Annotated in this window: 8 protein-coding genes and 2 pseudogenes; 9 read left to right on the top strand and 1 reads right to left on the bottom strand. The window is 57.8% G+C overall.

Annotation, left to right across the window (positions count from 1 at the left end):
- Nucleotides 1-77: 77 nt before the first annotated feature.
- The 8 genes and pseudogenes from H9K76_RS14010 to H9K76_RS13975 all read left to right on the top strand — a co-directional run bounded on the left by H9K76_RS14010 (nucleotide 78) and on the right by H9K76_RS13975 (nucleotide 11,847).
- A pseudogene (locus tag H9K76_RS14010) lies at nucleotides 78-1,181 on the top strand (IS110 family RNA-guided transposase).
- An 833-nt stretch (nucleotides 1,182-2,014) separates the two neighbouring features.
- Nucleotides 2,015-3,793 (top strand): hypothetical protein, encoded by a 1,779-nt coding sequence (locus H9K76_RS14005; RefSeq protein ID WP_187596008.1) that lies wholly within the window; start codon nucleotides 2,015-2,017, stop codon nucleotides 3,791-3,793.
- Nucleotides 3,794-5,513: 1,720 nt separating this feature from the next.
- Entirely contained in the window at nucleotides 5,514-7,016 is a 1,503-nt protein-coding gene (locus H9K76_RS14000) for an autotransporter outer membrane beta-barrel domain-containing protein (protein WP_187596007.1), read from the top strand.
- 109 nt (nucleotides 7,017-7,125) lie between these two features.
- Complete coding sequence (locus H9K76_RS13995) at nucleotides 7,126-7,911, top strand: SapC family protein (RefSeq protein WP_187596006.1); 786 nt, start codon at nucleotides 7,126-7,128, stop codon at nucleotides 7,909-7,911.
- A complete protein-coding gene (locus H9K76_RS13990; protein WP_187596005.1) occupies nucleotides 7,908-8,564 on the top strand; it encodes a GNAT family protein in 657 nt (218 codons plus the stop codon). The genes H9K76_RS13995 and H9K76_RS13990 overlap by 4 nt, the downstream gene beginning before the upstream one ends.
- Entirely contained in the window at nucleotides 8,557-10,281 is a 1,725-nt protein-coding gene (locus tag H9K76_RS13985) for an AMP-binding protein (RefSeq protein WP_187596004.1), read from the top strand. The genes H9K76_RS13990 and H9K76_RS13985 overlap by 8 nt, the downstream gene beginning before the upstream one ends.
- A 12-nt stretch (nucleotides 10,282-10,293) precedes the next feature.
- Complete coding sequence (locus H9K76_RS13980) at nucleotides 10,294-10,518, top strand: acyl carrier protein (protein ID WP_187596003.1); 225 nt, start codon at nucleotides 10,294-10,296, stop codon at nucleotides 10,516-10,518.
- A 30-nt stretch (nucleotides 10,519-10,548) separates the two neighbouring features.
- Entirely contained in the window at nucleotides 10,549-11,847 is a 1,299-nt protein-coding gene (locus H9K76_RS13975; RefSeq protein ID WP_187596002.1) for a cytochrome P450, read from the top strand.
- 28 nt (nucleotides 11,848-11,875) lie between these two features.
- Here H9K76_RS13975 and H9K76_RS13970 read toward each other — a convergent pair whose 3' ends face one another.
- The gene (locus H9K76_RS13970) at nucleotides 11,876-12,277 is read right to left on the bottom strand and encodes a hypothetical protein (protein ID WP_187596001.1); all 402 of its coding nucleotides are present in this window, start codon (nucleotides 12,275-12,277) and stop codon (nucleotides 11,876-11,878) included.
- A 420-nt stretch (nucleotides 12,278-12,697) separates the two neighbouring features.
- Between H9K76_RS13970 and H9K76_RS13965 the strand changes: the two are divergent.
- Nucleotides 12,698-12,856, top strand: a pseudogene (locus H9K76_RS13965) (IS110 family transposase); the annotation flags it as partial.
- Nucleotides 12,857-13,538 lie beyond the last annotated feature (682 nt).

Raw genomic sequence — 13,538 nt, 5'->3', positions numbered from 1 at the left:
ACTTTGGCACTTTTTGATGTGCGGTGCCAAGATGGAGAGGCAAGCAAATTTCTTCGTCACTCATCTGGAGTCGTGCCATGCAAACCATCGTCCGTGTCGGAGTGGATCTCGCAAAGAATGTGCTTCAAGTCCACGCCGTAGATGCCCAAGGAAAAACGATTACCAATCGAGCCATCCAGCGCAGCAAATTCTTGGAATGGTGCGTTCAATTGCCAGCTCGGTGCTTGGTGGTCATGGAGGCTTGTGGAGGCGCGCACCACTGGTGTCGGCACTTGATACGCATGGGGTTTGATGCCCGGATGATCGCTGCCGCGTTGGTGTCTCCCTACCGGATGCAAGGCAAGAGCGGTAAAAACGATGCTAATGATGCCGCAGCTATTTGCGAAGCCGCGAGCCGTCCTCAAATGCGCTTTGTACAAGTCAAGACCTTGGATCAGCAAGGCATGCTGTGCGTGCATCGGCTGCGCGAAGGCTTTAAAGAAGAGCGCACAGCCTGCATCAACCGCATTCGTGGCTTGCTGGCTGAGTTTGGTATCGTGCTGGCGCAAAGCCCCAGAGTCTTACGCGCTCATTTGCATGACATTCTGGAAGACGCGAGTAATGAAGTTGCAGGCACGGCTCGCATCGCACTGCAGCGTGCGTTCATGCATTGGCAAGAGCTCGATGAACATATCCATTGGTGTGAGCAACGTATTACCGCGCACAACAAACAAGATGAGCAGGTGCAGCGCGCTGCTTCCATCAAAGGCTTGGGACCACTCACGGCATCAGCCATTGTCGCAACCGTTGGTGACTTCAAGCAGTTCAAAAATGGTGCACAGTTTGCGGCCTGGCTGGGGTTGACTCCCCGCCAACATTCCAGTGGCGGGAAATCCAACCTGGGAGGCGTTACCAAGCGCGGCGACAGTTATCTACGCTCTTTGCTGGTACAAGGCGCAAAGGCTGCAGTGCTCACGGGCAAACACAATCAGGACCCCATCTCATAATGGGCTATTGCCCTGAGGCAGCGCAGCGGCTGGCAAAAGGCCGTCGTTGCATTGGCCAACAAGAATGCTCGTATCCTGTGGGCTCTCATGGTCCATGAGCGCCCTTACGAGGCTGCACATATCAGCACGCGCCCAACGCAACCCCCTATTTGCTGGCGCATAAGCCAAACGATGGATTCAACATGCCAGACGTGAAATCAAAGATGCAATGAACAGGTCAGACCAGCAGCAAGCAAGCTCGATTGTTGCATTGTGAGTCGCAAGACATCACGGGATTTGAATGGAGCCTTGCTGCGCGGTTTGTTTCTTGGGGCGCACATCTGTGCTGAACCCCGTCTGTAGATGTGCAGTCTGTTCCTCGTTTTACGCGCTTTGATCGTCTTGACTGACGGGACATGCTTGTTTGTCAAAAGAATTCCGGCCAGTGCTTGCATTCATGGGAAGTCCCTGTAATGCAACAAGGCCGCAGAATCGTGGTGAGGGAGGCTTGGCTTCAGCGGGAAATTTGCAGGCCTTCTTTAGATGTCTTGAATTTTATAATAAAAATATCGAAGATATTCCTGAGTGAATGCGGTTAACTATCAAAATTTTATATCGTTTGTATTGCGATTAATGGCCCAGGTATATGGGATTTCGAAATCTAAAAAATATGGTAACTCCCTTTCAGGTGAAAGATGGAGCCTGTGCCCTGTTGAGCATAAGTGGTTTTGTTGTTTTTTTGCCAGCAAGGCGATATTTTCAAAAAATCAAAATAATATTGAATTTTCCAAAATAATGTAGTGTTGAGTAGAGGTAAAAATTCATGGGCGAAAAATGTTAGGTCCCCTAGTGATTTCAGCTTGACTTCAAGTTGAGCGGTCAGCATTGCTGGGTACTATCATGATGGTGAGTTGGTTTGAAAAATTTATGAATCGTCCAATGTTCATAGGATGGAAGTGGTCATCGAATAACTTCAAACCTGCGGTTGATGTTGTGATGTTGTTAACTAGCTTGGGGCAGGACACTCGTTTTTATCAATGGAGTAATGAATGAAAATTACTGGAATCACTGGAGCTTGTACTATCCACAAAGCGGCGGCACCAATCGCTGTTACTTTTCTTGGGTTGTTCGCGCTGGGAGGCGCTCAAGCCGCTACGCTGACTTGCGGTACGCCGTTACGTGTATCCACATCATCTGCTGCAGGATGGTCAACCGATGCGAAGTTGGTTGCGAACTCGACAGTCACAGCAACAGTGGTCGATAATTTTCGGTTAACGACCTTGATTCCTTGGTTTGACCCAGCAACGCAGTCTCCAGCGTTGCCGAGCAAGTGGCTGTCTTTCGGCATGGGCACTGCGACTGACCCTGCTACGGGTTCGACCTATCCCGTCGTGAATGTTACTGGCAATGCCGACGCTTGGGTGAGCGGCCGGGCGACGATTTACGCTAATGAGCCCGTCAATGTTGCCAGCAATGTGAACCTGTCGACGATAAGGATTACAGGTACTGGCGGCGCGGACAACGGCGCGCAATTCCTGGTCAAGCCTTCTACCTTGCCTGGCGGAGTGGTCAACACTGCCTGGGTTAAGACTACGCAAATGCTGAGCACTTGGAGTTCCCCTGCGGCTATCGACCTAAGTGGAGGCAATCTAGGCTTTTACTACGGTGACAATACCATCGGCTTCGCCCTTACCAGCGAGGCCACAACAGCGAGCGCCCCCACCGGCGTGTATGCAGATCTGGAGATCACCGCCGATTGCTTGGCTGAACCTGCTCCCCAACCCACGACAGCTTTGTCCTGTCCTGCTGGTAACCAAGCTGGTGATGCAGTCCGCATTGGCCCATTCACGACCAACGCGCGTGACTGGAAGTGGACTTGGCGTAATAACGCCGGCACGCTGGAGAATGTGGAGCAGCCACTATACGACAGCTACCGCTACCGTAGCTACTTTGACCCAAGTACCCTTGCTGAGCCAACCACGGCTCGCTGGATTAGCCCGGGCACCACGGATCCTGCGGGAGCCGACACCCCAGGCGTGCCCTACCCATCTGCAACGGGTCAAGCCAAAGCGGGTTATCACGCTTCTGTGTTCCAAATGAACCAACCGATTACGGTGGGTAGTAATGTGGATCTGGCAAGTATCAAACTGGATGGCAGGTTTGGGTTTGATGACTACGGCAATACCGTGTTTGTCCAACCGGTGGGAGGAACTCCCGTTTTCGATAATTCCGGCTTATACCTGCCGAACGGGTATGCGTCATTCTCAACGGCCACGACACCTGCTATCCCCGGTTTTCAGCGTGGGCAGAATACCATTGGTTTGATGCTTGATGGTGGTCAGAACACCAACGACTGTAATGGTGGCTTATGCGCATTAGCGGCCATTGCTGATTTTTACGTGACGGCCACATGCACCGGAGAGGATCCAATCCCTCCGTCGAATCAAACTATTACCTTTCCCGCGCAAACCAGCCCACGCAGCTTAGCCGGTGGCGTGTTCGCTCTTAGTCCTGCGGCTACTGCCAGTTCGACGCTACCAGTTGCTTACACGAGCCTGACACCTGATGTGTGCACGGTGTCGGGTGTTACGGTTACACCGGTAGCAGTTGGCGAATGCCAGATTGCTGCAGACCAAGCTGGTGGGACGGTTGGTACGACCGTATATAACGCTGCTCCGCGGGTGGTGCAAAGCGTGACATTGCAAAATGCCCCAGTTGTCTCTTCCGCAACCCCAGTACCTACACTTGGATTGGCTGGCCTGAGCTTGCTTGGTCTGCTGAGCGCTGGTGTAGGGGGAATGGCGCTGCGCCGCCGCCAGCGGTCCTGATAGGAGACGGCTAAATGAAAAAAGGGGCTGCACATTCGTGCAACTCCCTTTTTTGTCAAAGCGACCCCATCTCTTAACCGTCATAGTTGCCAAGAGTTATCTTCACCCACTTCGCTCTTCATCAGCCACATAGTACGCTTTTCCACTTTGCGATTCTCTGGGTTTATCAAGAACTTATCATTGCAAACTCGCTTCTATGGCGTCGCGTACTTGTGCTCTTTTCCGTACTGCCACTTATAGAATTATCGATCTATCAAAATCGTACGTGGCATTGTGTGAGTATTACTTTGGTCGCAATGACCAAGCCGATTTAACTAGGTCACAAAAGGAAATCGAAGATGGCAGCTTTTATCTGTTCTTAGATTGGCCTAACTCCGATACTCTCGCTGCTGGGAGGTACATGTTTAGCGGTAACAATGGGTCGTTGTGCAACCTGCTCGCATCCTGAGACGGCGGTGGCATTATTTGCCCTTATCGTTCTGCTGGCAGATGTCGCGCGCATTGAAACATAGAGAAAAGTTCCACACCCAGATTGCACTTACCAAAGCGGAGTGTCAGTGTGTTCAGTTTTTTATTTCTCAATCTACGAGAACCAACCATGCAGTTACGCTTATCATCCACATGTCTGTCAATATCGTCCTCCGTGCAACGGAGAGTGCTGCGAGAGGCGCGACGTTCTTTCAGAAAGAATAAGTTGGTCCTTGCACTGGGTGTGGCTCTAACAACCAGTGTACAGGCTGCGGGAATCACATGGACGGGTGCCGATTCGTCGGACTTTGGGGCCCTGAACAATTGGAATCCGGCCCATTCGGGGACGAATTTCAATGACACCGTATATATCAATGGCGCGGGAACTCCGCCATCGCTGGTAGGCTCCGCAGCCCTGAATTGGTTGAGCTTCAGCGGGGATTTTCTGATAGGGACGGGCAGCGGTGCCAATGGTGGCCTGGGCATCAAGGTCGATCCTGCAGAAGCTCGATTGAATATGATGATCTTCGGCGCTCCCGGTGGTTTAGAGCCGACAGTCCGCGTTGGCGACCAAGGAGGAAGCGGAGCGGTAGATATTGATTTGCTGACTCCTCCGGTAAATTCTCAAGAGTATCCACGAGTTTTCATCACCTCTGCGGGTCTGGGTGTCGGAACAGAAGGTGCGGGTGTCTTGACTGCCAAAGGCACGGGCATTGCATCGAATCCCATCACTGGCAATGACCCCAACTTGGTTGGATTCTTGCAAGTTCAACGAAATGGCGTGGTTGGTAGAGGCGTCGGTGGCAGCGGCACATTGAACCTGGACGGTGCAGGATTGGCCTATGCATACTCTCCTGCGAGCCCGTCAGACACCATCGACAGCGTGCCTAGTCTCGCTATTGGCGTGAGCGGCGGCACTGGGAAGGTCAACATACTTCATGGCGGCAAGCTCGGGGCTGCCGACGGCTCCGATACCAATCCAGCCGACCCTGCCTTGACGCGCGGCTTCATCGGAAAAGATGGAGGCGTGGGTGTTGTCAGCATGCACGACCCCGCTGCCGGTGCTCGCAATATTGCCCAGTTCTCCAATGGACTGATTGTGGGGTCAGGAGGCGGGCAGGGCACGCTGGACGTATTGGGTGCCGGCAAGGTTTCAGTGAGCAATGGGGCTACATCCACTGCTTGTTCGAATGCCGCACCAACAGCGACCACACCATTGCAGATTGGCGGCTCGGGAGTGGGATTGGTCAAAATGAGTGGCAGCGGCGCAGATCTTCTGGTGAACGGCCACTACATCATGGGTGAAGATCCATCACTGAACCTGCAAAGTAATGTTCACGACCACCACATCGGGAAAATTCAGATCGGCAATGATGGAGCGTTGGTGACTGCCGATCAGGCTTCGGTCAAGGTTGGCGCTGCACAAATCTGGAACTTCCAGGGTGCATTCAGCGGCGGTATCCCGCTCTCTTACGAAACCTATGGCATCGGGCCGATCCTGGTCGATGGAACAGGGCAGATTTACTATGGATCGGAAACCGCTACTCCCTCGGCTCCGGGCAGCATCCAGGCTTCCCACATCCAGTTGACAACACCCACCAGCGTGCTGCACTTCAACCATACCAGCGGCAATCTCAGTTTCGATGTTCCACTCAAGGGCGTGGGCCGGCTGGTGCAGGAGTCAGGAACAACCACGATGGCACAGGTTCCTGCCTTGCCAGCGTTTCCCGTGGAAAGCGGTTGCGCTCCAACCATTGACCACCCCGTTAACCAGCAGGCCTTTACCGGACCGGTCGAGGTGACCGCGGGCACCCTCGTTCTGCCGACAAACGATGTCCTGAGCAACGCCCAGTCGTTCACGGTGGCTGGCGGAACCCTGATGCAGGGCGGCACGAGCCAGACCCTGAACCAGGTGACCTTGGGGGCCAATGGCATCTTGCAGTTGACCGACAGTGGCCAGAGCACCAGCGACATCGCCAGGGCCAGCAGCTGGAGCGGCGGTGGCGCGGTGCTGCTCGACACGGTGCTGGGGGCCTGCGGCAGCGCCAGCGACAAGCTGGTCATCACCGGAGCCATCACGGGCGAGACCCGGCTGAAGATCACCAATGCGAGCGGGCCCGGAGCGGCAACCAGCGGCTGCGACGGCATTCTCGTCGTGGATGCGGCCGCTGCCAGCGGCGCAGGCACCTTTGTGCTTGATGGCGGGCCCATCACGCAAGGCGGATTCCAGTACCAACTGGTCAAGGCGGGCAACGGCAACTGGTACCTGCAGGCCACCGAGGCGCCGGGGCAGATCGTCATCCAGCAGACGGTGACACCCTCCGGCGGCGCACCGGCATTCACCGGCAGCATTCCCTTCACGCTGAACTGCACGACGCCCAGCTACCAGTACAGCGGCAACATCACCGTGACCAACAACGTGGGCAACTCGGCTCCGGTTACCGTGGCGGCGGGCAGCCAGTGCTCTGTTGCGCAAGGCTCGCCGATGCCTGCGGTGACGGGCTACCAGTGGAGTGCTGCCACCTACGGTCCTTCGGGTACGGCCATGCCCGTGGGAGGCTCGCAGACGCTGACCATGTCCAACAACCTGACCAAGAGCGGCGGCGGCGGCCCCGGCGACGGCGGAGGTACTCCGGGGTCGGGCAACGCTGTGCCGGTTCCCGCGCTGGGTGCCGGAGGGCTGGGTGCGCTTGCGGGCATGATGATGGCCGCAGCGGCATTCATCGGCCGCCGGCGCCAGCAGGTCCGGGCCTGACCACGGACGTGGCGTGCCGATCCCTGCGTGCCTTGCGGGCACGCGGGGATCGCGCAGAATAGAGGTTTCGGCCATGGGGGCCGAACACCCTCGGTTTGCAGCAAGGTTCATGAATACGTCCTCTACGCCACCCCTGCCCATGTTCTACCGCGAACTGCAGCCACTGGATCCTGTGCGGCATCTGGGCTTTGGCGTGCGAGGCACGCCGAACTTCCGCGCGGCATGCAACGCCAACGCGGTGCCCCTGGGCATCAGTGAGTTCGCGCTGGCCGCGCGCAGCTATCCGATCGTCTTCGGGCCCGCCGAGAGCGCGGGAATCCCCATCGCGGTGACTGCGTTGGTGGAGGGGCGCAACCTGTTCGTGGATGCCGAGGGGCGGTGGTTGCCCGAGACCTATGTCCCGGGCTATCTGCGCCGCTATCCGTTCTGGATGCGTGTGGATGGCGATGGGCGCAGCGCCAGCTTTTTCTTCGATCCGCACGCAGGACAGGTCGTCCCCCTCGAGAGTGATGCCACGGCGCGCCCGTTGTTCGACTTCCAGGGGCAGCCCAACACGGCGCTCGGCGAGATCGTGGGCTTCTGCCGGCAATGCCTGCAGGACGAGCAGATGACGCGGCACTTCATGGCGGCCCTGGAGCGCGAACGCCTGCTCGTGCCCCGACAGGCCCGCATCGAACTGGCGCCCGGACAGTACTACGAACTCGGCGGCTTTCGCGTGGTGGACATGGATGCCTACCACCGGCTGCCCGATGCCACGCTGGCCGACTGGGTCCGGCAGGGCTACGCGGCGCTGGTCGCGGTGCATCAATGGTCGATGGCGAACAACTGGCAGCAACTGCTGGCGCTGCACCAGCGTCAGGCACTCCCGGCGGCGGCTCAGGCGGAGACGGCATGAGCGGATTCTCGATCTCGCTGCAGCAGCCCGTGCAGCAAGCCTCTCAGGGCGGCCCGGTGCGTGTGGAAACCAGCAACTTCGTGGTGCGTAGCCTCACGGCAGCCGATGTGACCCCGGAGTTCGCACGCTGGTTCGACGACCCGCTCATGCTGCAGGGACTCAATCTCTCCGCGCTGCACTTTTCCGTGGAAGGACTCAGGGCCTTCATCGCCAGCTTCAACAACCTGGACAACTACTTCATCGGCGTGCTGGACAAGCACAGCCAGAGCCTGCAGGGGTTCTACAACTTCTCGGTCAACCGCGTGCACCGTGTGGCGACGCTCACCATGGGCATGGCGCCTCATACACAGGTGGCCCGGCAGATACTGTGGGAAGTCTCGGAGCCCCTTTTCGACGAGATGTTCTCCCGCCCCGACATCGAGAAGATCTCCGCGCGTGTGCTGGCCAGCAACCGCCGCGTGCTCTTTGCGCTGGCCAACAACGAGCACTTCGTACCCGAGGCCCTGTTGCGGCAGGAGTGCCTGGGGGTGGATGGCAAGCGCCTGGATGTGCTGGCCATCGCGTGCTTCAAGGATCTGGCGCTGCGCCCACCCAAACGGCCGCTGGAGCGTCCCGCTTCCGCCGTGCCGGCAGGCCAGGGCGGCAATGCCTGAGCGTCGGGAGCGCCGCATCGGCGGGTTCGCGAACCTGCTGGAGGCTGCCGAGCATGCGGCATGCTTTCCCGACCGGGGCCTGACTTTCTTCGATGGCCTCGGCCAGCAGCAGGCATTCCTGAGCCATGCGCGGCTATGGCAGGCGGCGCGGCAGCTGGCGGGATATCTGCGCTGCACCCATTCCCTGGCGAAGGGGGCAAGGGTCGGGCTCGTCGCGCAGACCGGCCCCGACTTCATCACGCATTTCCTGGCCTGCCAGTTGCTGGGCTGGGCTCCTTGTCCGCTGCCGCTGCCGTCCGCGCTGCAAGGCAACGCGCGCTACCAGCGTGTGCTGCAGGGCATGCTGGAGGCTGCGGGCATGTCGCTTCTGGTGGCTCCCCGGCCCATGCTGCCCATCCTGCAGGCCGAGGGCCTGTCTGCACGCCTTCCATGCGTGGACTACGAGACGGCAACAGAGGCCATGGCCGCTGGAGCGGACCATCCCCAGGCATGTTCGTGGGAGATGCCGGCCCCGGGTGATACCGCCTATGTGCAGTTCTCGTCGGGGTCCACATCGCATCCCAAGGGCATCGCCATTTCCCATGGCGCACTGATGGCGAATGTGGACGATATTCTTCGCAGCGGCATGCAGTTGAGCGCATCGGACCGGGCATTCTCGTGGCTGCCTTTCTATCACGACATGGGGCTGGTCGGCATGCTGCTGGCGCCGCTGTGCGCGCAGGTCTGCGTGGACTATCTTGCACCCACTGCCTTTGTGCGCAGGCCCCAGCTCTGGACCCGGCTGATGAGCAGCAGGGCCAGCACCATCACCTATGCCCCCGGTTTCGGATACGCACTCGCGGCCGGCCGTGCGGCAGCCGAGGAGGATGCCTCCCTTTGCTTGCAGGCCCTGCGCATTGCCGGTGTTGGCGGTGACCGGATCATCCCGTCGCAACTGCAATCCTTTGCCGACCGCCATGCCGGGGCGGGCTTCCACGCCGACGCGTTCAGGCCCAGCTACGGCCTCGCGGAGGCGACCCTCGCCGTGACCGTGTGCGATCTTCCATGGGCACGGGCGCATCGGCGGTTCATCGTGGATCCCGCAGGTGGTGTTGCCGATGCGGAAAATGCCGTTTCCGGCGCGCAGGAGTTCGTCAATTGCGGCAGGCCGCTGCCCGGCTGGCGAGTGACGGTGCGGGATGAGCGCGGGGCGGCGCTTCCCGCCGGCACGGTGGGCGATGTCGTGGTGCAGGGTGCCGCGCAGATGTCCGGCATCTACGAACGTGCCAGCCTGCAGCCGCTGGAGCCCGCGGCCGGCGTGGCCACGGGCGACATGGGTTTTCTCGATGCACAGGGCGATCTGTTCATCACGGGCCGCAGGAAGGACGTCATGATCGTGCGCGGCAGGAATGTCTGGCCGCAGGATGTCGAGCAGGCCGTGGCGGAGATCCTGTGCTCGGAGACGGACGATATCCTGCTGTTCCAGGATCAGGAGGCGTTGCCTGAGTCCGACCTGTTCCTGCTGGTGCATGAGAAGGCGGTGCGCCAATCCGCCCATCCGCACGCGCTCGGGTCCATCGCCTCGACCGCCGCCGGCCTGCTGGGCGCTCCGCCCGCCGTGCACGTCGTCTCCAATGGTTGCATCGAGCGAACCTCCTCGGGCAAGAAGGCCCGGGCCGCGACGCGCGAACGTTTTTTGAGCGGGAAGATCATGACGCTGCCCGCATTGTCTCCATGAAGCCCAAGACCTATGAGCCAAGATAGCCTGGAAATCACCCGCCGCCTGATTGCGGAGACGCTGCTGATCCCGCAGGACAGCATCCAAGCGCATGACGAGATAGCGCAGCTGAAGAACATCGACAGCCTGTCATTCGAGATGATCATCGTCGCCATCGAGACCGAGACGGGAAAAGCCATCGACCCCATGCGCATGTTCGAGCTCAAGACAGTGGGCGACCTGGCAAGGCTGCTGTGATCGATGGAAAGACGGGAGCAGGGGCCGCCGATGAGCCAGCAGTTTTCCAATGATTTCTGGAATCGCATGTACGAGCTCGCGCGTGAGGCGCCGGGCCGGAATGCCGAGGTCATGCATGACGGCGGCCGTGTGGTGGTGGTGCAGGACCTGGATGACGCCGATGCCGTGCTGCGCAAGCGCCTGGCCAACTATCCCAAGAATCTGCAATGGTTTGCCCAGGTGGGCGGGCAGTCGCGGCTGACCGAGGATGGCGACCAGTGGCGTTTCCGCGCGGGGCTGTCGCAGCCGTCCTTCAGCCGGTACGACCATGACCGCGGCTACGCCATCAGCGCCAGGCAGGCGCGGCGGATGGCCGGCCTGCTTGCGGCCAACACCAAGGCGCCGCTGCTGGACGAGGACGCGATCCATCACAGCATCCTGTCCATCTTCACGGAGATGTTCCTTGACGTGGAGCTCGACAGGATACCCATGGCACATGACGGCCCATCGCGGCTGATCGAGCTCGCGTCCAGGTACACCTGCATCCATCGCGGGCAGGGCCAGGACGCGCACACCAAGGAACATATCCGGCAGATTCTCGAATCGCGCCGGCAGGTGTTCGGCGGCATGCAATGCCTGCGCGACGCAGGTGAGTACGACAGCGCCATGATGCGCAGGATGCTGGCGGCGGAGGCCGTGCCGGGCTATGACTTCCGTTTTGAAAAGGAAATGACGACGCTTTTCGTTGCCGGGGCCGACACCGCATCGAACTCCACCGGGTGGGCGCTGCACCTGCTGGCAACCTACCCCGAACTGCAGGAGCGCCTGCATGCGGGGCAGCGCGCCATCCATGCATCCCTGCCGGATGGCCCCGAGCGTTGCAAAGCGATCCTTGCCGATCAGGACCTGAAGGCCTTCGTCTCCGAACTGCTGCGCCTGCATTCGCCGCTGCCGTTCGTGACGCGCGTGGCGAGGGCGGACGACCGCCTGTCGGACATCGACGTGCACGCCGGGGACGTGGTGATCGTGTCCCTCATCGGAGTGAACCGCAAGGCGATGGCGCGGCCGGATTTCTGGATTCCGGACATCGATGCCGCAGCGCGCGAGGGGGTGGGCATGGGAACCGGCATCCACTCCAGCTTCACCTGGGGCGCGAGAGTCTGCGGCGGGCGGAACTTCGCACTGCTGGAGTTGACGACCGTATTGAGCTTCCTGATCGCCGAGCTGCGCCTGGAGCTGTCCGAAGACCTGCCGGTCGAGAACGAGTGGGTGGGGCAGATGCGAAGAAAAGGCGGCCACCGCGTACGCGTAACGCCGAGAGTGCTGTTTTCGCCGATATTTGACCAATAGGGTTGAGGTTAGTTATAGATAGAATAGGCTAATATTTTATGTGAAAAATATTTGCAGCAAGTGCTCTGGCTAATCTCATTGCACTCTTGGTTGTATTGTCAATGTAGCTCCTTTCAATCTGACTGGAAGATAGAAATAAATTCTCGTTCAGCAAATTTGAAAGCTCATTGAATTGCTCTTTTTTCTCTTGCGAAAAAATCATCGAGCGGAGAGCTTTAATATCATTCCTGGCCTTATTGAGTTGCATTCTTAAATCGAGCTGCCAAGGCTCAATCTGAGGCAAAATTTCAAGAAGAGCCTGAATTAAATCATCTAGTTGTTCTATTGAATTGCTAATTTTTGATATTGAAAGTGTATCATTGCTTTTTATGTGTTTTGGTTTGAATGTTTTGCTTATTTTAATTTTGCCGTTTTTTTGAATTTTGTTCATGTCATGACGTGATATGTGGTCTCTGATCTGCTAGAGGATTAATTTCATTGAATTGTTATTGAATAATTGAAATTATAAATTGCCTATACTTTTTTATTGCTTCTATGATGGGTTGATTGAGTCAAATGGCGCTCGAGTGCCAGAGGGGTTGTTGATCCGCATCACTAGATGTATCTTTGCTTACTACTGATTTTTTTGTTTTTGTTTAGATAAAAAAATTTTTGTTTTTATAAAAATACTGCAGGCTCCTGAATTGCTGGTTAGACTGATTTGGGAAGGGTTGTAAAACTTTCCCTAAAGACAGTCACTATCTCCTCGACTCTGGAGTCATGTACGCATGAAGAAAAATCAGTCTTGGTCTGAGCCAATCGACCTATAAACTCGCAAGCGCGAAATTGAATCGCCCCGGCTTCCCTAGGGAAATCTGACTGGATTGAACGTCTGCTGCAGCGCAGGCATTAAAACGTCGTTGTCGTGGCATTGGCCAACAAGATGGCACGAACTGCTTGGGCAGTCTTGGCCAAAGGGGTGGCCTTCGACCGAGGTCGCTGGAACCCGCTTGAGATTGTGGCCACCTGATCCGTGACTACGACATTCGCTTACCGAACAAACCGTTTTGAAGGAGAACCTGCAAAAAGCGTGGTGATGGAATGACGGTCAAACCAGGTTGGGAAATTCCGATGAATCGCCAGTACCTTGAGTACATCCCCGGGATAGAAACCCCAGTCGTATAGCTATCATGGGCAGCAGCAAACGCTGCACCAATAGCCCGGATATGAGGCAGCAAACCCCTTCAACCTTTCATCACGCAAAAGCTTGTTCTTCTTGGGCGGATCATGTAAGGCGATTCAGCCACTTCAGGCCCGGCAGCTGCCGATGCCCTCGATCTGCTCAGCCGGGCTGACGCGCAAGCAGCAGAGCTGGCGGAGTTCGCTGACGCGGCCCGCGCCGCCGGTCTCACTGCGAGTGGGGCTACGACGCGTTGACCAAACCGAGTCGCCCGTAGGTTATTATCAAGTCAGCCCTGAATTCGGCGGCCCCGAGCCGGCCCGATCTCATAGAGCGCTGCTCCGGCCCTGAGAGTAGGGCGCTTCACCTGCGTGTAAATACAGATGCCAAAGATGGAGCCCTAGAGGGCAGCGCCCTTCCACTCCTGGCCTAAGTCCAACTGCAATACATTGGTGGCAAGCAAAGTGATGAGCTTGATAAGCTCGGTCTGCCTGTATCCAGTCGGAATCAGTTGGCATCAATTCCATCAGGG

It is taken from the genome of Diaphorobacter ruginosibacter (genome assembly GCF_014395975.1).
GTDB classification, from domain to species: domain Bacteria; phylum Pseudomonadota; class Gammaproteobacteria; order Burkholderiales; family Burkholderiaceae_C; genus Diaphorobacter_A; species Diaphorobacter_A ruginosibacter.
This window is presented reverse-complemented; position numbering and strand designations above follow the sequence as displayed.

Bases quoted from the DNA above. Each gene is read 5' to 3' on its own strand.
- H9K76_RS13980 (WP_187596003.1), top strand. From the start codon at position 10,294: ATGAGCCAAGATAGCCTGGAAATCACCCGCCGCCTGATTGCGGAGACG.
- H9K76_RS13990 (WP_187596005.1), top strand. From the start codon at position 7,908: ATGAGCGGATTCTCGATCTCGCTGCAGCAGCCCGTGCAGCAAGCCTCT.
- H9K76_RS14005 (WP_187596008.1), top strand. From the start codon at position 2,015: ATGAAAATTACTGGAATCACTGGAGCTTGTACTATCCACAAAGCGGCG.
- H9K76_RS13995 (WP_187596006.1), top strand. From the start codon at position 7,126: ATGAATACGTCCTCTACGCCACCCCTGCCCATGTTCTACCGCGAACTG.
- H9K76_RS13975 (WP_187596002.1), top strand. From the start codon at position 10,549: ATGAGCCAGCAGTTTTCCAATGATTTCTGGAATCGCATGTACGAGCTC.
- H9K76_RS13985 (WP_187596004.1), top strand. From the start codon at position 8,557: ATGCCTGAGCGTCGGGAGCGCCGCATCGGCGGGTTCGCGAACCTGCTG.
- H9K76_RS14000 (WP_187596007.1), top strand. From the start codon at position 5,514: ATGAGTGGCAGCGGCGCAGATCTTCTGGTGAACGGCCACTACATCATG.
- H9K76_RS13970 (WP_187596001.1), bottom strand. From the start codon at position 12,277: ATGAACAAAATTCAAAAAAACGGCAAAATTAAAATAAGCAAAACATTC.